This is a genomic window from Burkholderia cepacia ATCC 25416 (genome assembly GCF_001411495.1).
Classification (GTDB): domain Bacteria; phylum Pseudomonadota; class Gammaproteobacteria; order Burkholderiales; family Burkholderiaceae; genus Burkholderia; species Burkholderia cepacia.
In genome coordinates this window covers 581,074-601,407 of the sequence record NZ_CP012982.1, presented here as the reverse complement: position 1 = coordinate 601,407, position 20,334 = coordinate 581,074, and the positions used below count along the sequence as shown (strand labels likewise).

The 20,334-nt window shown below is 68.9% G+C and carries 20 protein-coding genes; 8 read left to right on the top strand and 12 right to left on the bottom strand.

The genetic code is table 11. The annotated features are described in order from the left end of the window. Positions 1 to 4 precede the first annotated feature (4 nt). Together APZ15_RS20090 and APZ15_RS20085 are read right to left on the bottom strand one after the other, a co-directional pair. Positions 5 to 778 carry an AraC family transcriptional regulator gene (locus tag APZ15_RS20090; protein WP_027791039.1) on the bottom strand — a complete coding sequence of 258 codons (774 nt, stop codon included), beginning with the start codon at positions 776 to 778 and terminating at the stop codon, positions 5 to 7. A gap of 35 nt (positions 779 to 813) precedes the next feature. Then, on the bottom strand, positions 814 to 1,155 hold the full coding sequence (locus APZ15_RS20085) for an FKBP-type peptidyl-prolyl cis-trans isomerase (RefSeq protein WP_027791040.1): 342 nt from the start codon (positions 1,153 to 1,155) through the stop codon (positions 814 to 816). A 581-nt stretch (positions 1,156 to 1,736) separates the two neighbouring features. On the opposite strand from APZ15_RS20085, the gene APZ15_RS20080 reads away from it, so the two are divergent. Beyond that, on the top strand, positions 1,737 to 2,654 hold the full coding sequence (locus APZ15_RS20080; protein WP_027791041.1) for a metal-dependent hydrolase: 918 nt from the start codon (positions 1,737 to 1,739) through the stop codon (positions 2,652 to 2,654). A gap of 453 nt (positions 2,655 to 3,107) precedes the next feature. Then, the gene (locus tag APZ15_RS20075; RefSeq protein WP_027791042.1) at positions 3,108 to 4,580 is read left to right on the top strand and encodes a sigma-54 dependent transcriptional regulator; all 1,473 of its coding nucleotides are present in this window, start codon (positions 3,108 to 3,110) and stop codon (positions 4,578 to 4,580) included. 29 nt (positions 4,581 to 4,609) lie between these two features. On the opposite strand, the gene APZ15_RS20070 is transcribed toward APZ15_RS20075, so the two are convergent. Both APZ15_RS20070 and APZ15_RS20065 read right to left on the bottom strand, forming a co-directional pair. After that, positions 4,610 to 4,996 (bottom strand): GtrA family protein, encoded by a 387-nt coding sequence (locus APZ15_RS20070; RefSeq protein ID WP_027791043.1) that lies wholly within the window; start codon positions 4,994 to 4,996, stop codon positions 4,610 to 4,612. Positions 4,997 to 6,128: 1,132 nt separating this feature from the next. Next, positions 6,129 to 6,911, bottom strand: coding sequence for an ABC transporter substrate-binding protein (locus APZ15_RS20065; RefSeq protein ID WP_027791044.1), 783 nt, complete (start codon positions 6,909 to 6,911; stop codon positions 6,129 to 6,131). A gap of 233 nt (positions 6,912 to 7,144) precedes the next feature. Between APZ15_RS20065 and APZ15_RS20060 the strand changes: the two genes are divergently transcribed. Then, a complete protein-coding gene (locus APZ15_RS20060) occupies positions 7,145 to 7,564 on the top strand; it encodes an MbcA/ParS/Xre antitoxin family protein (protein ID WP_027791045.1) in 420 nt (139 codons plus the stop codon). A 2-nt stretch (positions 7,565 to 7,566) separates the two neighbouring features. After that, positions 7,567 to 8,262 (top strand): RES family NAD+ phosphorylase, encoded by a 696-nt coding sequence (locus APZ15_RS20055; protein WP_027791046.1) that lies wholly within the window; start codon positions 7,567 to 7,569, stop codon positions 8,260 to 8,262. Positions 8,263 to 8,278: 16 nt separating this feature from the next. On the opposite strand, the gene APZ15_RS20050 is transcribed toward APZ15_RS20055, so the two are convergent. Further along, positions 8,279 to 9,010, bottom strand: coding sequence for a metallophosphoesterase (locus APZ15_RS20050; protein WP_027791047.1), 732 nt, complete (start codon positions 9,008 to 9,010; stop codon positions 8,279 to 8,281). A gap of 137 nt (positions 9,011 to 9,147) precedes the next feature. Between APZ15_RS20050 and APZ15_RS20045 the strand changes: the two genes are divergently transcribed. Beyond that, positions 9,148 to 9,801 carry a DUF1345 domain-containing protein gene (locus APZ15_RS20045; RefSeq protein ID WP_027791048.1) on the top strand — a complete coding sequence of 218 codons (654 nt, stop codon included), beginning with the start codon at positions 9,148 to 9,150 and terminating at the stop codon, positions 9,799 to 9,801. A gap of 24 nt (positions 9,802 to 9,825) precedes the next feature. On the opposite strand, the gene APZ15_RS20040 is transcribed toward APZ15_RS20045, so the two are convergent. Continuing rightward, positions 9,826 to 10,494 carry a glutathione S-transferase gene (locus APZ15_RS20040; protein WP_027791049.1) on the bottom strand — a complete coding sequence of 223 codons (669 nt, stop codon included), beginning with the start codon at positions 10,492 to 10,494 and terminating at the stop codon, positions 9,826 to 9,828. A 139-nt stretch (positions 10,495 to 10,633) separates the two neighbouring features. Continuing rightward, positions 10,634 to 11,341 (bottom strand): SAM-dependent methyltransferase, encoded by a 708-nt coding sequence (locus tag APZ15_RS20035; protein WP_027791050.1) that lies wholly within the window; start codon positions 11,339 to 11,341, stop codon positions 10,634 to 10,636. Between the two features lie 305 nt (positions 11,342 to 11,646). Here APZ15_RS20035 and APZ15_RS20030 point away from each other — a divergent pair, with 305 nt between their 5' ends. Beyond that, positions 11,647 to 13,299: a DUF3459 domain-containing protein gene (locus tag APZ15_RS20030; RefSeq protein ID WP_027791051.1), complete on the top strand. Its 1,653-nt coding sequence runs from the start codon at positions 11,647 to 11,649 to the stop codon at positions 13,297 to 13,299. A 70-nt stretch (positions 13,300 to 13,369) separates the two neighbouring features. On the opposite strand, the gene APZ15_RS20025 is transcribed toward APZ15_RS20030, so the two are convergent. From APZ15_RS20025 to APZ15_RS20005, 5 genes are all read right to left on the bottom strand, one after another. Next, positions 13,370 to 13,954, bottom strand: a complete 585-nt coding sequence (locus APZ15_RS20025; protein WP_027791052.1) for a thiamine phosphate synthase — start codon at positions 13,952 to 13,954, stop codon at positions 13,370 to 13,372. Between the two features lie 31 nt (positions 13,955 to 13,985). Continuing rightward, a complete protein-coding gene (locus APZ15_RS20020; protein ID WP_027791053.1) occupies positions 13,986 to 15,329 on the bottom strand; it encodes a hemolysin family protein in 1,344 nt (447 codons plus the stop codon). A 76-nt stretch (positions 15,330 to 15,405) separates the two neighbouring features. Next, on the bottom strand, positions 15,406 to 16,185 hold the full coding sequence (locus APZ15_RS20015) for a sensor histidine kinase (RefSeq protein WP_027791054.1): 780 nt from the start codon (positions 16,183 to 16,185) through the stop codon (positions 15,406 to 15,408). A 67-nt stretch (positions 16,186 to 16,252) separates the two neighbouring features. Further along, the gene (locus APZ15_RS20010) at positions 16,253 to 17,176 is read right to left on the bottom strand and encodes a DMT family transporter (protein WP_027791055.1); all 924 of its coding nucleotides are present in this window, start codon (positions 17,174 to 17,176) and stop codon (positions 16,253 to 16,255) included. A 41-nt stretch (positions 17,177 to 17,217) separates the two neighbouring features. Next, a complete protein-coding gene (locus APZ15_RS20005) occupies positions 17,218 to 18,075 on the bottom strand; it encodes a LysR family transcriptional regulator (RefSeq protein WP_027791056.1) in 858 nt (285 codons plus the stop codon). A gap of 115 nt (positions 18,076 to 18,190) precedes the next feature. Here APZ15_RS20005 and APZ15_RS20000 point away from each other — a divergent pair, with 115 nt between their 5' ends. Both APZ15_RS20000 and APZ15_RS19995 read left to right on the top strand, forming a co-directional pair. Further along, complete coding sequence (locus APZ15_RS20000; protein WP_027791057.1) at positions 18,191 to 18,574, top strand: tautomerase family protein; 384 nt, start codon at positions 18,191 to 18,193, stop codon at positions 18,572 to 18,574. Positions 18,575 to 18,704: 130 nt separating this feature from the next. After that, the gene (locus APZ15_RS19995; protein WP_027791058.1) at positions 18,705 to 20,312 is read left to right on the top strand and encodes a CHAD domain-containing protein; all 1,608 of its coding nucleotides are present in this window, start codon (positions 18,705 to 18,707) and stop codon (positions 20,310 to 20,312) included. Positions 20,313 to 20,334 lie beyond the last annotated feature (22 nt).

Below are 20,334 nucleotides of genomic sequence, written 5' to 3'. Positions count from 1 at the left end.
GCGTTCAATGGCGCTCGCCGCGCCAGCGACCCGGCGCAACGCCGAAGCGCTTCGTGAACGCATGCGTAAACGTGCTTTGATCCGCGAAGCCGACCATCCCGGCGATATCGACGAGCGGATACCGGCCATCCGCGAGCAGGATCACGGCCGCGTCGAGCCTGAGCCGCTGGAGGTAGCGATGCGGCGTTTCGCCGAACGCATCGACGAACAGTTGATGAAAGCGGCGCATCCCGTAGCCGCAGTGCGCGGCGAGATCGGCGATGCGCAGCGGCTCGGCGAGCCGCGCGCGCAGCCAGCGGTCGATGCGCGCGAAATCGAGGCCCGATGCGGGCGCGGGGATGTCGCGTTCGTCGAGCAGTGCGCCGCACAGCCGGGCGGCGGCCTGCCACTGGAAACGGTGCGCGGCCGCGTGCGGCGCGTCGGCGGCAGGCGCTTCGAATTGCGCGGCCGCCGCTGCGATCTGCGCGACCAGTGACGTCAGGGCCGGATCGATTGCCACGGCGCGCGCGCTGTCGAACAGCCGCTGCGGCACCGCGAGTGACGCGAGGGGAAGATTGAGCACGAGCTGGCGATTCTCGCCGAGGCCCGCGTAATCGTGGCGCGCGCCGGCTGGAACCAGCCAGGCGCGGTGCCGGTCGAGACGCTGGCTGACGCCGTTCACCGCCATCACCATCGCGCCGTCGATGCCGAGCACGATCTGGTGAAAGTCGTGCACGTCCGACGCTTCGAGCGCGTCGTAGCGTTGCAGCTCGACGGTGGGGGACGGAAGGTGTGCCATGGGGCGGGGCGTCAGCCGGGGGCTCGTGTGCCGTGTCAGATGGCGAGCAGTTCGACTTCGAACACGAGCGTCGCATTCGGCGGAATCACGCCGCCTGCGCCGCGCGGGCCGTAACCGAGTTGCGGCGGGATCGTCAGGCGACGCACGCCGCCGACCTTCATGCCCTGCACGCCTTCGTCCCAGCCCTTGATGACCATGCCGCCGCCGAGCACGAACGCGAACGGGTCGTTGCGATCCTTGCTCGAATCGAATTTCTGACCGTCGGTCAGCCAGCCCGTGTAGTGGACGCTGACGGTCTGGCCGGCTTGCGCTACGTCGCCGGTGCCTTCGGTCAGGTCTTCGTATTTGAGGCCCGATTCGGTCGTGATGACAGACATGACTTCTCCTGAAAAAGGATGGGTAAAACCGCTATTGTAGGCGAGCGCGCTGCGGGCCGCCGCTCATGGCTTTCGGCCGGTCGCACGCGTATCGCGGGCGGCGTCGGGCCGTCGCGGCCGCGATCGCGCGGAACGCAAATGGAACGCGCGTTTGAATTTCCGGCCCGCCCGGCGACCGAGGTTGCACCGCGCGAGTGCGACGCGCGTATGAATCGGTGCTACCGGGGTGCTCGGCCGCATGCCGCGCTGGGTTGCCGGATTCCGTGAAATGCCCGCCACGCGGGGCTTCCGGGCCACCGCTGCGATGCGGTGCCGACTGCCGCGAATGGCTCGCGTGCGGTCACGTGCGTTCGAATTCCGCCGTGTCTGGACGCCGTTCGAACGCCGTTTTTTCCGCCTTTTCGACCGTGCCCTGTTTGGAAGCGCGCATCTACCGCGCGGCTTGCGCGCGCTGCCGCGGGCGGCCTATCTTTACAGCTGTCGATGTCAAGATTTTGGCGGTGCGCGATACGCCGCCCGGGCCCGCGCCGGCCGCGTCGGACGACGCGCCGGGCCGCTCCGGAACCAGGAGAACGATGAACATGAAGTCAGCCGCTTCCGCCACCGCAGCCGGGATCATGCCGGTGCGCCGCGACCTGCGCTTCGACCTGCCGGTCGAACGCGCGAAGGACTGGCATGGCCTCGGGTCGCACGTGACCCATTTCTTCAACGCGCTGTCGCTGCTGTTCCCGGCCGGCGAGCGCTTCTTCATGGATTCGGTGCGCAACTATCGCGACCGGATCGACGATCCCGTACTGAAGCAGCAGGTGCTCGGCTTCATCGGCCAGGAGGCGATGCACACGCGCGAGCACATCGAGTACAACGAGCTGATGCAGGCGAACCACCTGCCCGCGCGCAAGCTCGACAAGCGCGTGTGGGCGGTGCTCGGCTACATGAAGCGCAAGCTGCCGCATTCGGTGCAGCTCGCGCACACGGTCGCGGCGGAGCACTACACGGCGATGCTCGCCGACTGGCTGCTGCGCGACCCGACGCGCCTGGAAGGCTCGGTCGAGGGCTACCGCCAGATGTGGATCTGGCACGCGCTCGAGGAAACCGAGCACAAGGCCGTGTCGTTCGACGTGTGGAACACCGTGATGGCGCCGGGGCTGCGTCGTTACCTGATCCGCATCGGCGTGTATCTGCTGACGACGCTGACGTTCTGGCCGACCGTGTTCCTGATGCACGCGACGCTGCTGTGGCGCGATCGCGGCGCCGGCCATCACGTGCGCGGCATGCTGCGGATGATCGCGTTCCTGTACGGGCCGCGCCGCGGGCTGTTCCCGCGCATCGCCGGCGAATGGCTGAGCTTCTTCCGGCCGGGCTTCCATCCGTGGGATCACGACAATCATCACCATCTCGCGCGCGTCGACGCGCTTGCCGCCGCCTACGGCGAACACGGCGGCACGCCGGCCGGCCGTGGCCGTGCGAACGCGCCTGCGCCGCTCGCATCGGGCCGTTGACCCCTCCGCTGCGCCGGCGTGCGCGGCATCGGGCCGAGCATGTTGCGTTCCCGCATCAGCCGGCTTCCTCTGACGATTGACCGAAATCAATTCGAACCGGCCGGGCGGGCATTCCGGCGGCCGGTCGACCGGCCGCGCACGCATGCGCGGCCGGGCCGATCCTGTCGGTGCCGCATCGCCCGCGAACTCCGTGCGCCAGCACCGGCGCGGCTTTGCGCGTCGCGCGGCCACCCGTGGACCGCCCGCGCCGCGCACGCCACCGGGATAACACCCATCTAGTCGCGCGCCGGCCACATCGATATACCGTTGATGACGCTGTCCACCTCACGCGCGATTCATGCACGGGGGGATTTTATTCGGACGGAAATGCGGCCAATATGTCGGTTCGATCGAGGTTCGTCGCACGCGGCGGCGAGCCGGGCGCGCGATACCAATGCCAAGCGGGGAACAACGATGGTTGCTAGGTCACCTGACGCAAACGGGCACACGGTGCCCGAGATGACGCATGTGTCCGTCACCGCGCCCGAGGATGGACGCAAGCTGTTCGTGATCATGCGTTCGCCCGACGAGCCGTTGCTTGCGCAACTGCGCGGGCTGGGCTGGGAAATCTCCGTCGCGAAGACAGCCGGCGCCGCGCAGAACATGACGTCCGGCGTGAGCGTCGCGGCCGGGCTGGTCGATTTCTCCGGGTTCACGTCGCGCGAGTATCCCGCGCTGAAGGCGTGCCTGAGCCAGCCGTCGATCGGCTGGATTTCCATCGCCCAGGCCGGTGTCACGATCGGCCCGGCCGTGCGCGAGCTGATCCGCAGCTACTGCTTCGACTACGTGACCCTTCCGTTGCCGTACGAGTGGATTTCGCACGTGCTCGGCCACGCGCGCGGGATGGCCGCGCTCGATCGCGTCGATGGCGCGGCCTACGCGGCGTCGATCGGCGAACACGGGATGATCGGCAACTGCGAGGCGATGCAGCAGCTGTTCAGCACGATCCGCAAGGTCGCGAAGACGGACGCGAGCGTGTTCATCTCGGGCGAGTCGGGCACCGGCAAGGAGCTGACGGCGCTCGCGATTCACGAGCGTTCCGGCCGCGGCAAGGGGCCGTTCATCGCGATCAATTGCGGCGCGATTCCGCATCACCTGCTGCAGTCGGAACTGTTCGGCTACGAGCGGGGCGCGTTCACCGGCGCGAACCAGCGTCGCGCGGGCCGGATCGAATCGGCGAACGGCGGCACGCTGTTTCTCGACGAAATCGGCGACATGCCGGTCGAAAGCCAGGCGAGCCTGCTGCGCTTCCTGCAGGAAGGGAAGATCGAGCGGCTCGGCGGGCAGGAATCGATTCCGGTCGACGTACGGATCATCTCGGCCACCCACGTGGATCTCGACGGCGCGGTCGAGGCCGGGCGCTTTCGCGCCGACCTGTATCACCGCCTGTGCGTGCTGCGCATCCACGAGCCGCCGCTGCGCGCGCGCGGCAAGGACATCGACATCCTCGCGCACTACGTGCTGCAGAAGTACAAGGCCGATAGCGGCCGCAAGATCAGCGGCTTCACGTCGGCCGCGCTCGACGCGATGCGGCGCTACGAGTGGCCCGGCAACGTGCGCGAGCTGATCAACCGCGTGCGGCGCGCGATCGTGATGGCCGAGAGCCGGCTGCTGACGCCGCACGATCTCGGGCTCGATACGCCGGGCGAAACCGAACCCGTGACGCTCGAACAGGCGCGGGCGCTCGCCGAGCGCACCGCGATCGAGAATGCGCTGCTGCGCAACGATCACCGCATCAACAAGGCCGCCGCCGAACTCGGCATTTCGCGCGTGACGCTCTACCGGATGATGATCGAGCACGGGCTGAACGATCACGACAACAACGGCGACAACGGCGGGCACGACGGCGCGCCGTCCGGCGACGCGGGGCATCAGCGGGTCGGCTGAACCGGCGCACGCGCGACGCGTGAGCCGGTTCAGCGATAGGTCCAGAGCCGGTGCAGCACGAACGTGACGGGCGGCACGCACAGCACGACCGCGACGACGCTCCACGCGCGTGTCAGCCCGAGCGTTACGGTGCCGTGCGCAAGCAGCATCGTCACGGCGAGGCCGACCGTCGCGACGGCGAGAAAGCGCATGAAGTTGCCCCACGTCACGGGCGACGAAAAACTCCACAGCGTGTTGGCGAGATACGAGAACGCGGTCGAGCAGGCGAACGCGACCGCGTTCGCGGTCACGGGCGTCGCGTCGAACAGCGCGAACATCGCGGCCGCGATCAACGCATGCAGCGCGGTCGAACCGAGGCCCGACACACCGAAGCGAATCAGTCTGGCGCGTTCGGCGATATAGAGGGTACGGATCATCGGCGGGGCGATCGTTCGGGCGGTGGGGCGGCGTGTGTGGCGTCGTCGTGCGGTACGGCATCCGCCGGCCGGAGGCGCCGATGCGAACACGACGCACGCCGGTTTCGCAGTATAGCCGTGCGCCCGGCCGGCCCGGTACCGGCGGATGGATCGCGCGGGCAACCCGCGGCCCGCGTGCTGCCTGCGGCATGTAAAGCGCATGAAACATTTCGCGTCGGCGGCCATGCGAATTTGCGTGGTGAATCGGCGTGAATGGCCGGCCGTCCATCGGTAAAAATGCCGTGCTTCATTGTTCAGCCTTATCCGGCAAGCCAGGGCCGCCACGGGGCCCGCGCGTGCCGCGCGCCGCGTGTTTCAGTTTCGTAACTTCCCGCCTTCGGCACCCGTTCCGGCCGCCACGCTGCCCGGCCGGCCCCTTGTCCGGACAGGCTCGCGCGAAGCTGGCCCGCTCCTTGCGAAAGTGGGCGTGCGAAGGTCGACGATGCACGGTCCGTCCGGTTCGGCAGCGAATCCTGTCAGTACCGGTCAGGACACGGTCCGCGGGGATGCGGCGGCGGAGCGCGGCGCAACAGCCGCGTTCCGGCGAGCACGGAGCGTCGTCGCCTGATCGTCGGGGCACCGGCCTCGTCCGGTTGCCGGAACAACCATCAGACTGATACGGGGTAGAAAAATGATCGATCGCCACACGCCGCGGCCGGCAGGCCGCGATCGCAGTGATGTGGAGCATCGCCGGTCGCATGTCGTTCTCTCGGCCGGCCGGCATGCATCGACAGGCCATCTCTCCGCGCCCGGTGCGAGGCGGATCCGGCTGATTGCCGGTCATCCGCGCCGGGTCGGTACTTTCCTGCACGCGAACCCGATTCGCAAGGGCATGTGCGCTCGGGCGCCGGTACCTCGACGCCCGGTCTTCGCCTATTGACCGAAGCCGCACGATATCCGTTCGCGCCGGGCATCGTCGCCGCGAACGATTGATCTGCAATCCGAATGAGGCGCGAGGGTCTTGCCGCGCGCGCGACGGATGATGCATTCGATGCGACGGCAAACGGCGTCACGCCGTTGCCGTCCGGTGGTGAGGGGAGGGGCGGTCGGACGCGCGCGACGGGAGTGGCGCCCGTACGCGCGCGACGCCGTTTCAGCCGCCGTAGATGTCGAAGTCGAAGTACTTCGACGCGAGCCGCTTGTAGGTGCCGTCCTTGACCATGTCGAGGATTGCGCCGTCGATCTTCGCTTTCAGGTCGGTGTCTTCCTTGCGCAGCCCGATGCCGGCGCCGATGCCGAGCACCTTCTCGTCGACGAGCTCCGGGCCGACGAACGTGTAGTTCACGCCGCGCGACGATTTCAGGAACCCGATCGCGGCCTGTACTTCATCCTGCAGCGCCGCGTCGAGGCGGCCCGAGGTCAGGTCCGCGTACACGCCGTCCTGGTTCTGGTACGACACGACGTTCGCGCCTTGCTTGCCCCAGTATGCCTTTGCGTACGTTTCCTGCGTCGTGCCCTGCTCGACGCCGATCGATTTGCCCTTCAGCGATTCGGCCGTCGGCAGCAGCGGCGAGCCCTTCTTCACGACGAGCCGCGTCGGCTGGTTGTAGATCTTCGTCGTGAAGCCGATCTGCTGCGCACGCTGCGGCGTGATCGACATCGACGACAGCACCGCGTCGAACTTCTTCGCCTTCAGCGCCGGAATCATCCCGTCGAAATCGTTCTCGAGCCACACGCACTTCGCCTTCAGGCGCGCGCAGATCTCGTTGCCGAGGTCGATGTCGAAGCCGACGAGCTTGCCGTCGGGCGCCTTCGACTCGAACGGCGCGTAGCTGGCGTCGGTGCCGAAGCGGATGGTGGTCCAGTCCTTCGCGACGGCGGGGCCTGCGGATACCGCGAGCAGGGCGATCGAAACAGCGGCAATCAGTCTCTTCATGGTGCGTTCCTTGGCGGGGTGCTTCCGGTTCTGTGCGACACGGTTTCACGGACCCGAGCCGCATCTGCGCGCGGTGTCCGCACGGCCATTAACGCAGAAAATAAAATCAGAGTCCAGAATGGACAAAAAATATCGTTTTGCCGGATGCGTGAATCGGTCGCCGGGTGCCGACCCTTGCAAAAATACGAAAATGGACTAATCTTGTTAGTAAATTCGTTTCGAGACTAACGATCATGTCACAGCCCGCCTACGAATCGCATTCCTCCCCGCCGCAGGCCTCGGTCGCGCAGATGTCGGCGGCCGGCCTGCGTGCGTTTTTCAACATCGCGCGCGATTGGGAGTTGACGATCGACGAACAGATCGTGCTGCTCGGGTCGCCCGGCCGCTCGACGTTCTTCAAGTGGAAGGCCGCGCCGGAATCGGCGCGGCTGCCGCGCGATACGCTCGAGCGGCTATCGCTGCTGCTCGGCATCTACAAGGCGTTGCAGATCCTGCTGCCGCAGCCGGCCGCGGCCGATGCGTGGGTCAAGCGGCCCAACGACGCGGCGCCGTTCGGCGGCAAACGCGCACTCGACCGGATGCTCGCCGGCAACGTCGGCGATCTGGTCGCGGTCCGCCAATATCTCGACGCGATGCGAGGTGGCTGGGCGTGACGATGCCGATCCAAGCACAACAATGGCCCACGACCGCGGTCGACTGGGCGCCTGCCTATCGCGTGATCCCCACCCGTTTTCCGGCAATCAACCTGTTCGACCGCGTTGCGTCGGCGGACGATTTCGACGCGCTTTACGCGCTCGAATCGCTGACCAACGACCGCATTCGCAACGAAGTCGGCACGCTCGACCTCGTCCCGCCCGCCGAACGTCGCTACGGGCTGGGCTGGGGGCCGATCATGGCCGCGTTCACGCACCTGAATCCGCAGGGCAGCCGTTTTTCCGACGGCAGCTACGGCGTGTTCTACTGCGCGCGCTCGCGCGATACGGCGATCGCCGAAACGCGTTATCACAGCGCGCTGTTCCTGGCGGCGACGAAGGAGCCGCCGATGCGCCAGCAGATGCGGCTCTATACGGTAATCGCGCAAGGCGACGTGGCTGACGTGCGCATGTGGCCGAAACGCGATCCGGCGTTGCTGCACCCGCTCGATTACAGCGCCGGGCAGGCGCTCGGCCGCGCGGTGCGCAATGCCGGCGGTGCGGGGATCGTCTATCCGTCGGTGCGCGACCCGCGCGGCGAATGCCTGGCGGCGTTCCGCACCGCGCTGCTGCGCGATTGCCATCACGCGGCCTACCTCGAATACAACTGGAACGGCTCGGCCGTCGATGCGGTGTTCGAACTGAACCAGGTCGGCTAGTGGGCGCTCGCGGGCATCAGGGCAGCGGCCAGTCGCCCGCGTGGCGTTCGCGCGCCTCGGCCTGCGTCATCGACCAGGTGCGCCCGGTGCGCGGCTCGACGAGCGTGAGCCGCCCGGCCGGTGCGAACGCACCGGTGTCGATGAACCACTGCGCGCCGATCCGCTGCGGTGCGCGCACCGGCGTGTGCCCGGTGCAGGTCAGCGACAGCCCGGCCTGCCGCGCCGGATCGGCGAGCCCCTGGACGAGATCGCGGCCCCAGATCAGCCGTTCGCGCACGTCGTGCGAATAGCTGCCCGTGTCGAGATCGGCGTCCGAGCCGAAGAATTCCGCATGCAGCACGTTGAAGCGCCCGGGGCCGTCGCCGATCACGCGCACCAGCGGCAGCGCGTCGACGCGCGCCGCGTGCGCGTGCAGCCGTTCCGCCGGCAGGTCGGCGCCCCAGTCGCCGCCGATTCCGCGCCACGCGTCGGGCGACAGCTTGCCGCGCGCCACGAGGCTCAGCACTTCCTCGTGATTGCCGCGCACGACGTGGCACCACGGGCGGTCGAGCAGGTCGAGCGTGGTTTCGGATGCAGGGCCGCGGTCGACGAGGTCGCCGACCGAGAACAGGCGGTCGCGAGCCGGATCGAAGCGGATGTCGTGCAACAGCGCGCGCAGCACATCCACGCAGCCGTGCAGGTCGCCGACGACGAAGTCACGGCCGGCCGTATTCGCGGGATGGTGGCAGAGGGGGGCGGTGGCAGTCATCCCATTATCTTAGGCGCTCGCGCCCATCGCCACGTCACGACGGAATGACGATAATCGGGGCGCTACCCGCCGGTGCGGCGCGGCGGGGCGTCCCGCGCGTCGGCCGAACCCTTTCCATCTGCTTTCGGAATCACACGATGACGTTCTATCCGCAGGTATTACGCAACCGGCCGCGCATGGTCGCGGCGTTCATCGCCGGCGTGCTGTGCGCGGTGCTGCTGCCGTTTCCGCTGCGTCCGGCCGCGCGGGCGCTGATCGGCTGGGATTGCGCGGTCTGGCTGTATCTCGTGCTGATGTGGGTGCGCATGGTCACCGCGCATCATCACAAGGTGCGCGAAGTCGCGATCCGCGAAGACGAAAACGCGACGACCGTGCTGACCGTCGTGTGCTTCGCGACCGTGGCGAGCGTGGCTGCGATCGCGATCGAACTCGCGACCGCCAAGAGCGTGGGCTTCAGCGCGGGGCTCAGCCACTACGCGATTACGGGCGCGACGCTGTTCGGCGCGTGGTTCCTGATCCCGACGATCTTCACGCTGCACTATGCGCGCCTCTATTACGGCTCGCCATCCAACGACCGCGCGCTGCGCTTCCCCGACCGCAATCCCGAACCCGATTACTGGGATTTCCTGTATTTCGCGTTCACGCTCGCGGTCGCGTCGCAGACGGCCGACGTGTCGCTGGCGAGCCGCTCCGCGCGGCGCTCGGTGCTCGCGCAGTCGATCCTGTCGTTCTACTTCAACATGGCCGTGCTCGGGCTGTCGATCAACGTGGCAGCCGGCCTGCTGAGCTGACGCGGGCCGAGGTCGTGCGCCGCGTCATTTGAGAAACTCGTACGGGCCGCCGCGCTCCAGTGCGCGCCGGTATGCCGGCCGCGCATGGATCGCGTCGAGAAAGCGCGCGATCGCGGGATGCCGGCCGTCTCCGCCGCGCGCGGTCGCGGCCTCGAGCGGAAAGCTCATCTGGATGTCGGCCGCGCTGAAGCTGTCGCCGACGAACCAGCCGGTGCGCTGCAGCACACCGTCGACATGGCCGAGATGCAGCGCGATCTGCGGATCGACGAAGCCCGACTGCAGCGTCTCGGCGATCTTGCGCGCGATCGGCCGCGCGAAGAACGGCATCGGTGCATGCGCGATCCGCAGCGCGACGAGCTTGAGCAGCAGCGGCGGCATCGCCGATCCTTCCGCGTAGTGCAGCCAGTACGTGTAGTCGTGCCGCTCGGGTGTGCCGGGCGGCGGCGCCAGGCGCCCGTTGCCGTAGCGTTCGACCAGGTATTCGATGATCGCGCCCGATTCGGCGTACGTGCGGCCCTCGTCGGTGACGAGCGGCGACTTGCCGAGCGGATGGATTGCGCGCAACGCGGGCGGTGCGAGCATCGTCTTCGGGTCGCGCGCGTAGCGCACGATCTCGTACGGCACCTCCAGTTCTTCGAGCAGCCAGAGCACGCGCTGCGAGCGCGAGTTGTTCAGGTGATGGACGGTGAGCATGTCGACGCCGGAAGTGGGGGCGGGAACGACATCATACCCAGCGCGGGTGGCGCACAAGCGAAACGCGTCGCGCGACGTGGCGCGACGCGTCTGGCCGACCGCGTCTGGCCAACCGCGTCTGGCCGACCGCCCCGATCCATCACGCGCGCCGGACGGCGATCCACGCGCCCCAGAACAGGCTCGCGAAAAAGCGCAGCGGTGCATCGAAGCCCGCATCGCGCAGCAGGGCGAACACAGCTTCCTCGGACGCGGGCGGATCGGCGCCCTGCAGGATCTTCGCGAGTTGCGCGCGCACCGCGTCGGGCGTCGCGCCTTTCATGCGCCAGCGTTGCTGCCATGCGTCGAGCAGGCGAGGGTGGTCCGCGTAGCGGCGATGATTGCCGGCGAGCACGAGCGGCGCGCCGGGTTTCAGGCGCTGCGCGATCGCCTGCAGCAGCGCCGCCTTCGCTTCGTCGCCCGGGACGTGATGCAGCACGCCGATCAGCGTCGCGCCGTCGAACGCGGGTGTATCGGGCAACGCATCGACACCGTCCTCGACGAACGCCGTGCGCGCGCCGCAGCCCGCGGCCTCGACGTTCGAGCGCGCGAGCGCGAGCATCGGCCCGGACGGGTCGACGGCCGTGAACCGCCAGCCCGGCTCGAGCGCGGCCGCCACGCAGATTTCCTGCCCCGTGCCGCCCGCGCCCGCGACGAGGATCCGTGCATCGGGTGCGGCGATTGCCGACGCGAGCATGCACGCGGTGAGTTCGTGGCAGGCATCGTAGCCGGCGAGTGCGATGCGGGATTGCTCGGCGTATTCGTGTGCGCGTGCCGGATCGAATTTGGCGGCGCTGGCGGGAAGCGACATGACGGGTTCCTCGGGTCGGGCGCGGACGGTGTGTCCACGAGCATCGCGCAGAGCGTAAGCGTGCACGGCCGGTGCAACAAGGCGAGCAGGCATTCCGGTATGCGGGCTACCTGCCTCGCCGGCGCTTGCCGGACCGCGGGTTTTCCAGGGGTCGATTCGCATTTAATAATGTCCGGGGACGTTGCATCGCGATGGCGAATCCGGCGCATACTCGTTTCTCCCCCCGCCTGGCCGTCGCATGCCGGGCCCCGATGTGCCGCGCCGCTGGCGCGGCCATGCCGCTCGGTACGCACGAGGAGCGCATGATGTCCGATTGTCCGCACGACCCGTATGCGCAGCACTACATTCACTGCCTGCCGTTCGGCGCACAGCCCTGTGGCGCGCTCTGCGCGACGCCGCGCACGCATTTTCGCGTGTGGGCACCGGGCAGCACGCAGGTCCAGCTCGAACTCGATACCGGTTTCGGCCCGTTGCTCGTTCCGATGACGGCCGCCGGCACGCACTGGTTCGAAGTCTTTGCCGATTGCGGCGCGGGTGCGCTTTACCGCTATCGCCTCGACGATACGGTATCGATTCCCGATCCAGCATCGCGCTCGCAACCCGAGGGGCTCAACGGCCCGAGCGAGGTCGTCGATCCGCGCGCGTTCACGTGGCGCAACACGTTCTGGCGCGGGCGCGCATGGGAAGACATCTCGCTCTATGCGATTCGCCCGCACGCGGTGGGCGGCTTCGGCGGCGTGCGCCGGCGCCTGCCGCAACTCGCGCGCCTGGGTGTGACCGCGCTGGAGCTGCTCGCGTCGCCGCACGACAGCCTGCCGTTCGCGCCGCTCGCGGCCGAAGGCGGCCCCGACGCGCTGAAAGCGCTGATCGACGATGCGCACGGCTACGGTCTCGCGGTGCTGCTGGAACTCGACTACGCGCGCTTCGGCAGCGGCACCGATGCGCTGCGCCACTACGCGGCGCCGTTCTTCCATACACGCGATGATCCGCTGCAGGCGTCGCCGCTCGCGCTCGATCATCCGGAAGTCTGCGATTTCTTCTGCGACAACGCGCTGTACTGGATCGACGAGTACCGTTGCGACGGTCTGCGCCTGCGCGAAGCCGACCGGATCGGCGTGTCGTGGCTGCGCGAGATCGCGGACCGCGTGCGCGCGGCGGTGCCGGCCGACCGGCTCATCCATCTCGTACTCGGCAGCGAGCGGCATCCCGCGCATCTTGCCGATACCCATTTCGATGCGCAGTGGAACGGGTGCGGCGAACGCGCGCTGCACCGGCTGACGGGCCGCGACACGTCGGCTCATGAAGGCATTTCCGCGCACCAGTCGATCCACACGCTCGCCCGCGCGCTGACCGCGGCCGGGGCCGCATTCCAGCCGGCCGGATCGGGCGAGGGCATGGCGGCCGACAGCGGGCTGTCGTTGACGTCGCTGGTGCTGTCCGACGGCGCGTGGCGCGACAGCGGGCAGGGCGACCACGGGCAGGAGGCCGGTCTGGCCGCGCTTGCGCTGTCGCTGCTCACGCCGCAGATCCCGTTGATCTTCGACGAAACCGCGCGCGACGCCGATCGCGCGCATTTCGTGCAGTCGGCGCTGGCGGTGCGCGCGAAGCTGATCGCGCCGAGGTTGTCCGATTGCCGGCCGCAGGATGCGCGTGCGCTGAAGTCGGACGGCGACGGCGATGCCGACGCGCTGCTTGCGTCATGGCGGCTCGCCGACGACGAGACGCTGACGATCGCGTTGAACCTGTCGCCCGAGGCGGTGCCGTTCGATGCGCCGAGAGGGCGGGTCGTGTTCGAGACGCCGGCGCGTGCGCGCGACCGGGTCGATGAAGGGGAGTTGCCGCCGTACTCGCTCGTCGCGTGGCTGACGGGTGACGTCAACCGGTATGCGCTCACGCACGATGCGCGTCGCATCGACGACGGCGCGTGGCGCGGAAGGCGCCCGAACCTGAACGCATGACGACGTGAGGCGGTAATGTCTGAGCGGCCGGGCGCATCTGCGCCCGGCTGCGTCGCAGGAAATCCCCGGACTACCAGAACCCGCGAATGCCCGCGATGCCGTGCGCGCCGTGGCGGCGTGCGTCGTCGAGGTGGGACCGTTTCATGCCGCCGAGCGCGAAGACGGGCATCGCGGCCTCGGCGGCCAGTGTGCCGAACTGCGTCCAGCCGAGCGTCGGCGCACCGGGATGGCTGAGCGTCGGCAACACGGGCGACAGCGTGACGAAATCCGCGCCGGCGCGCGCGGCCAGCAGCAGGTCGTCACGCGTGTGGCAGGCCGCGGACACCCATCTTCCGGCCGGTAACGGCCGCTGCGTGGCGGCGCGCAACGCGGGGCCGTCGAGATGCCAGCCGGCGCCGTCGAGGCGCATCACGCCGGCCGCATCGATCGGGCCGTTCAGCATCAGGTGTGCGCCGGCCGCGCCGCAGCGCGCGAGCGCCGCGGCGGCGAGCCGCGCAAACGCGGCTGCGTCGAGCGATTTCACGCGCAGTTGCACGAGCGCCTCGCCGCGTGCGAGCACGGCCGACAGCCGGTCGAGGAACGCCGCGCAATCGGCGGCCGGCGCGGACGCCGGCTCGGGCGTGATCACGCAGCAGCGCGGCAGCGTCGCGTTCATCGCGTGCGCCGGCGGCAGCCACGCGCGGCCGTCATTCGTCGGCCTCTTTCGCGATCTTCGGGTAGACGCGCACGAGCACGATGCGCGGCCCGTTCATCTTCTTCACGACGACGTCGAAGCGGTCGAACGACACGCGCTGCCCTTCGGTCGGCAGGTCGCTGAGCGCCTGGATCACGAGGCCGCCGACCGATTCCGCGCGGCCTTCGTCGATGTCGATGCCGAGCGCCTGTTCGAGCGACACGACGGGCAGGCTGCCCTTGCCCATCAGCGTGCCGTCGTCGAGGCGGCTCCAATCGGCGTCGCCCTGGCGGAACTCATCGTGGATCTGGCCGACCAGCGCGCCGAGCAGGTTGTCGAGCGTCAGGAAGCCGATCGGCTTCTCGCCCTTGTTGCCGACCAGCGCGAAGTGCGGTGCGCCCTTGCGGAAACGGCGGAACAGGTCGAGGGCCGGCGTGTCGGGCTTCACGTACTGCACGGGGCGCACGTAGTCGGACAGGTCTTCGAGCGCGGCGCCCGCGTGACGCGCGAGCAGCAGGTCCTTCAGGTGGATCAGCCCGCTCACCTGTTCACGCGACGCATCCTCGAACAGCGGATAGCGGCTGAAGCGGTGCCGCGCGACGATCTCCATGTTGTCGGGCAGCGGCAGGTCGCGGCGCAGGCCGATCATTTCATGGGCCGGCCGCATCAGGTCCGATACGGTCATCGACGAAAAATCGAGCGAATGCGCGAGCGTGTTCCACTCGTCGTTGGTGTACGTGCCGCGCGCCGGCTGCGCGGTGTTGCCGGCCGTGCTGCGGCGGCTGCGCAGGATCAGCTTCAATTCGTCGGTCGAGTAGTGCGCGTCGCCGCCATGGTCGGCCGACAGCCCGGCGAGCCGCAGCACCGCGTTGGCGCTGTTGTTGAGCACCCAGATTGCCGGGTACATCGCCCAGTAGAACGCATAGAGCGGCAGCGCGACCCACAGGCCGACCTTCTCCGACTGGCGGATCGCCATCGACTTCGGCGCCAGTTCGCCGACGACGATGTGCAGGAACGAGATCAGCGAGAACGCGAACACCAGCGAGATCAGGTGCACGACGCGCTCGGACTGCACGCCGATCAGGTCGAGCAGCGGGGTGAGCAGTTGCGCGAACGCCGGTTCGCCGACCCAGCCGAGGCCGAGCGACGCGAGCGTGATGCCGAGCTGGCACGCGGAAAGATACGCGTCGAGCCGGCCGTGCACGATGCCGAGGATGCGGCCGCGCAGGCCGTGCTTGCGGGCCAGTGTCTTGACGCGCGTGGCGCGCAGTTTGACCAGGCCGAATTCGGCCGCGACGAAGAACCCGTTCAGGGCCACCAGGAACAACGCGCCGATGAGCGCGAAGATCTGTAACAAAGAATCACTCCGGTTATGACAGGCCCGTCAGTATAGAGCCAGAAAGGAATTCGTAATGTATCGGGCGGCCGCTGGCTTACACCGGCGCCTCGCCGGGGACGGAGAACGTGACGGTGGCGGTTGCGCCATCGGCGAACGCGTCGTGCGAGAACGTGCCGCCGTGTGCGAGCGCGACGCGCTGGCAGAGCGCAAGCGCCCACGCGACGCGCTTCGCGTCGCGCTCGCGCAGCAGCTCGCGTCGTGCGAACGATTCGAACGCGTGCGGCTGCGCGGGATCGGCGAGCGTGTCGGCGTTGACGGTGCATGTGGCGCGCGCGGTGAACTGCACGCCGTCGCGCGCGCACGCGAACGTCACGCGGCCGCCGGCGGCGCTGGCTTCGACCGCGACCGTCAGCATCGTCCAGAGCGCCTGCGCGATGCGTTCGCGGTCGGCGCTCAGCGACGGTTCGCCGTCCGGCAGCGTCGCGTCGAGCGTGACCTGTCGTGCGTCGGCGAGCGCGAAACGGACGAGTGCGAGTGTGTCGTCGAGCAACGCGCGCAGCGCGAACGGCTGCGGCGCGAGTGCGAGCGTGCGTGTTTCCGCGCGCGGCGCATCGAGCACGTCGTCGATCAGCGCGACCTGCTGGTCGATTCCGGTGCGGATGCCCGCGAGCGCGCGCTGCAGGTTCGGATCGGCGTTGGCGAGCTGGCGCTCGAGCACGTATGCCCAGCTATGCATGGCGTTCAGCGGGCTGCGCAGGTCGTGCGACGCGGTGGAGAGCGCCTGGTCGCGCAGGAACAGCGCCGCCTGGGTGGCGTAGTGCGCTGCGCGTTCGCGCAGCAGGTCGGCGGCGGGATCGACGGAAGTGGACGTCACGGAGCGGGCCTGTCGGAAGCGGTTGGCGTGGTTATCACGCGAACCGCCATTATAGGGACGGTGCGTGTCACGCCGGCAGTGCGTCCTCGTCCTTTTTCCGGGCGTCGCCGTTCGGCAGCAACTGGCACGCGAGCAGGCCGGCCAGCATCAGCGCGCAGCCGACGAGCGCGCGCAGCGTCAGCGTTTCGCCGAGCGCGGCCCAGCCGGCGATCGCCGCGAACACGCCTTCCATGCTGAAGATCACGGCTGCGTGCGCGGGCGCGGCGTCGCGTTGCGCGATGACCTGCAGCGTATAGCCGACGCCAACCGACAACAGGCCGCCGTACAGCAGCGTCGGCAGTGCGCCGCGCAGCATGGCGCCGCTGACCGGCTCGACGGCGAGACCGACCGCGAGACACGCCACGCCGCACACGAGGAATTGCAGGAACGCGAGCACGAGCGGATCGTGGCGCCGGGCGAAATGGCCGACGGCCATCACGTGCGCGGCGATGATCACGGCGCCGGCGAGCTGGAACCAGTCGCCGTACAGCACCGAGAAGTGCTCGTCGATACTGAGGAAATACAGGCCGATCGCCGCGAGCAGCGCGCCGAACCACGTGCCCGCGCCGATCCGGTGACGGGCGAACACACCCATCAGCGGCACGATCACGACGTACAGCGAGCTGATGAACCCCGCGTTGGCGATGCGCGTGTACTGCAGGCCGATCTGCTGCAGCGATATCGATACCGCCAGCAGCCCGCCGAGCGCGAGGCCCGGCAGCAGCAGCGCCGGCGCACGGCGGATCGCCGCGAGCTGCGCGCGCGACGCCGTGTTCAGCGTCAGCAGCGGCACCAGCACCAGCGCGCCGAGCAGGAAGCGCAGCCCCGTGAACAGGAACGGCCCGATCACGTCGAGGCTCAGGCGTTGCGCGACGAAAGCCGAACCCCAGATCGCGGCGGCGGCGAGCATCAGCAGGTTGGCACGGAGGTGCTTGCGGGCTTCGGGCTTCATTGGAATTCTTCTGAAGATTGCTGGCGGCGAAACCCGTCAGTTTACGCCGAGATTGCAAGGCTGTCGGCGAACCTGCGCAGCGCGGCGGCCGCGCGTGGGTCGCGCACGCGCGAGTACAGCACGACCTGCGACAGCGGCAGCGGCGGCAGCCCGAATTTCGCGCCGACGTCGACCAGCGTGCGCGGCGCGACACGCCGCGCGAGCGGGCAGACGGCAAGCCCCGCGGCAGCGGCGGCCGTGACGGCCGCGACCCCCCCTCCCGTAAAGCGTTCTCGCCACGGCTGCCCCGCGTGATCGAGGGCGCGCAGCGCGGCCGCACGCACGCCGCACGGGCCGGCCAGCACCGCGAGCGGCAGCGGCTCGCCTGCACGCGGTGCCCAGTCCGGCGCGGCGAGCCAGGCCAGCGGCTCTGCAAACAGCAACGTGCCGTCTTCGCGCGGCGGGTCCTCGCCCGGCTCGTGCCGCACGATCACCGCATCGAACCGGCGTTCGTCGTATTGCGCGAGCAGGTTCGTCGACGTTCCGAGATGCATTTCGAGCGACAGCCCCGGGTCCTGCCGATGCAGGCTCGTGAGCACGGCCGGCAGGTCGGGCACGGCGACATGCTCGCTGACGCCGAGCGCGAGCCGGTGCGTGCCGGCCGAGATCGCGCCGAGCGCGTGGTCGTGCGCGTCGAGCAGCGCGCGGGCGGCCGGCAGGAAATTCTCGCCGTCGGCGGCCAGCTTGACCACACGCGGCGTGCGTGCGAGCAGCGGCTTGCCGAGGTGCGCTTCCAGCCGTTTCAGCTTCAGGCTCACGGCCGACTGCGTGGTGCCGAGCGCATCGGCGGCGCGCGTGAAGCTGGCGAGATCGGCGACCAGCACGAACGCGCGTACGGCATCGAGGTCGAGGACTTTCATTTTCGATGTAAATGGATGAAATATTCATCAATGACTGTTCATTATAGTTCGGCGCGCCTAACCTGACGCTGTGTTTCCGTTCGTCAACGTCAACTTCACCGACAGGAGCAGGACCATGCCATTCACCCGTATCGCAGTCCGCGAAGGCAAACCGGCCGCGTACCGCGCGGCGCTCGTCGATGGCGTGCATCGCGCGCTGATGCACGCGTTCAACGTGCCCGAGGACGACATCTTCATGGTCGTCACCGAGCATGCGGCCGAGAACTTCGTGTACGGCCGCCACTACCTCGACATCGAACGCAGCGACGATCTCGTGATGATCCAGATCACCGCGAACAACACGCGCACGCTCGAGCAGAAGCGCGCGCTGTACCGGGCGATCGCGGACAACCTCGCGCAGCAACCCGGCGTGCGGCAGCAGGACGTCTTCATCAGTCTCGTCGAGGTGCTGAAGGAGAACTGGTCGTTCGGCAACGGCCTCGCGCAGTACGCCGTTTGACCTGTGACAGGGCGACAGGGCCAGATCGTTGCCTGCCCGATTTTGCGGCGTGTACTATGGAAGCAGCTTCACGGACGACGCCGGCGCGATCGGAAGACCCGCCGGCGCTTCTTCATGTGCAGGAGCCTCCATGTCGCGTGTGCTGGAAATCGTGTTGTCGCTGTCGCTGGAAGGGTGGCCGGCCAAGGCTGCGGGTCGCGCCCGCGGCACGCAGCGTGATTTCGGTGCCGAACTCGTGCGCGCGTGGCGGATCTGCCCGCAGGTCCGGATGCGCCGCGGCCATGAGCGCGTGACGATCGAGCCGTGCCAGATCGAGGAGGCCGAGCCGAGCCCCGGCACAAGCTGGTGGACGTGGGTCGAGTCGAACGCGCATGGAAGGCAGGTCGTCGCGTCGCGCACGAAGGTGTTTGCGCCGGGGGTCACGACGCGCGAACTGTTCGACGCGGAGCATGCGGGCATCGTCGTCGCGATGCCGTTGCCCGTACCCAAGGCGGCAGGCGAAGTCGACGGCGTCGCGCCGGATACGACCGGGCGCGCAGAGGCCGGCATGCAGCCGGAATCGTCGGCACTGCGCCTCGTCAGCGAGCGGCGGCGCGGGCGGTGGGCCGACGACAGCGGCGTCGTGGTCGAGATGACGCTCGACGACGTCACGTTGCATCGCGGCGGCGAGCCGCCGCGCCGCTATGTCGAACTGCGTCTTGCCGCGCCGGACTGGGAAACCCGGGCCGCGCGCACGGCCGCGCTGCACGCGTTGTTTGCCGCGGCGCGCGAACTGAGCGGCGCGTGGCCCGCATTCGTCCAGCTGACGAGCGTGATCGATCGCGCATGTGCGGACGAGCCGGCCGCCAGCGGGCCCGTCAAGGCGCAGCCCGTCGACCTGATCGGCGTGCGCACGCAGCGCGCCGCGCTGTTCGCGTTGTCCGGCGACATCACCGCGCAATGGCTCGGCAACGAGGGCGGCGTGCTCGAGTACGACGATCCCGAATTCGTGCACCAGATGCGGGTCGCGCTGCGCCGCCTGCGTACGCTGATGCGCTTCTTCCCGCGCTTTGCCGACCGCCAGTGGCGGGACACGCTCGGCGCGGACATGCACTGGCTTGCCGCGTTGCTCGGCACGGTGCGCGACTGGGACGTGTTCGCGACCGAGAGCCTGCCCGCGCTGATCGCAGCCGACGGCGGCGACGGCGAATGGAACGGCACGCTCGACGCCGCGCGCGCGCAGTGCGTCGCGGCACGGGGCGAGCTGCGGCAGGCGCTGCATTCGGCCCGCTACGCGCGGCTGACGCTCGGCTGGCTCGAATGGCTGGGCTCGCTTGCGCTGCCGCACGCCGAAGACGGCGACGCACCCTCGCTGCGGCGCCACGCGACGAAGCGCGTGCGGCGGCTGTTCGGCCATCTGTACGCGTCGCCGTCGCTCACGTCGCTCGACACGGCTGCGCGCCACCAGGTGCGGATCGATGCGAAGCGGCTGCGCTATGCGCTCGAATTCTTCGCGTCGCTGGCGTCGCGCCGCACGCGCACCGAGACGGTCAAGACGCTCGCGCGCGTGCAGAGCGTGCTCGGCGAAGCCAACGACACGATAGTCGCGCTGCATCATCTCGAGAAACTGGCGGCGCCGCCGTACCAGCTCGGTTTCGTGCGCGGCTACGGCGCGGCGCTCGAGCAGCGCGCGGCGCGCGACGCCGAGACGCTGCTTGCCAGCCTGCGGCCGCCGAAGCTCGACGGCAAGCCGGGTTGAGCGGCACGCGCCGACTATAATG

Coding starts and splice junctions, on each gene's coding strand:
- APZ15_RS20090 (WP_027791039.1), bottom strand. CDS start 778: ATGGCACACCTTCCGTCCCCCACCGTCGAGCTGCAACGCTACGACGCG.
- APZ15_RS20085 (WP_027791040.1), bottom strand. CDS start 1,155: ATGTCTGTCATCACGACCGAATCGGGCCTCAAATACGAAGACCTGACC.
- APZ15_RS20080 (WP_027791041.1), top strand. CDS start 1,737: ATGAAGTCAGCCGCTTCCGCCACCGCAGCCGGGATCATGCCGGTGCGC.
- APZ15_RS20075 (WP_027791042.1), top strand. CDS start 3,108: ATGGTTGCTAGGTCACCTGACGCAAACGGGCACACGGTGCCCGAGATG.
- APZ15_RS20070 (WP_027791043.1), bottom strand. CDS start 4,996: ATGATCCGTACCCTCTATATCGCCGAACGCGCCAGACTGATTCGCTTC.
- APZ15_RS20065 (WP_027791044.1), bottom strand. CDS start 6,911: ATGAAGAGACTGATTGCCGCTGTTTCGATCGCCCTGCTCGCGGTATCC.
- APZ15_RS20060 (WP_027791045.1), top strand. CDS start 7,145: ATGTCACAGCCCGCCTACGAATCGCATTCCTCCCCGCCGCAGGCCTCG.
- APZ15_RS20055 (WP_027791046.1), top strand. CDS start 7,567: ATGCCGATCCAAGCACAACAATGGCCCACGACCGCGGTCGACTGGGCG.
- APZ15_RS20050 (WP_027791047.1), bottom strand. CDS start 9,010: ATGACTGCCACCGCCCCCCTCTGCCACCATCCCGCGAATACGGCCGGC.
- APZ15_RS20045 (WP_027791048.1), top strand. CDS start 9,148: ATGACGTTCTATCCGCAGGTATTACGCAACCGGCCGCGCATGGTCGCG.
- APZ15_RS20040 (WP_027791049.1), bottom strand. CDS start 10,494: ATGCTCACCGTCCATCACCTGAACAACTCGCGCTCGCAGCGCGTGCTC.
- APZ15_RS20035 (WP_027791050.1), bottom strand. CDS start 11,341: ATGTCGCTTCCCGCCAGCGCCGCCAAATTCGATCCGGCACGCGCACAC.
- APZ15_RS20030 (WP_027791051.1), top strand. CDS start 11,647: ATGTCCGATTGTCCGCACGACCCGTATGCGCAGCACTACATTCACTGC.
- APZ15_RS20025 (WP_027791052.1), bottom strand. CDS start 13,954: ATGAACGCGACGCTGCCGCGCTGCTGCGTGATCACGCCCGAGCCGGCG.
- APZ15_RS20010 (WP_027791055.1), bottom strand. CDS start 17,176: ATGAAGCCCGAAGCCCGCAAGCACCTCCGTGCCAACCTGCTGATGCTC.
- APZ15_RS20005 (WP_027791056.1), bottom strand. CDS start 18,075: ATGAAAGTCCTCGACCTCGATGCCGTACGCGCGTTCGTGCTGGTCGCC.
- APZ15_RS20000 (WP_027791057.1), top strand. CDS start 18,191: ATGCCATTCACCCGTATCGCAGTCCGCGAAGGCAAACCGGCCGCGTAC.
- APZ15_RS19995 (WP_027791058.1), top strand. CDS start 18,705: ATGTCGCGTGTGCTGGAAATCGTGTTGTCGCTGTCGCTGGAAGGGTGG.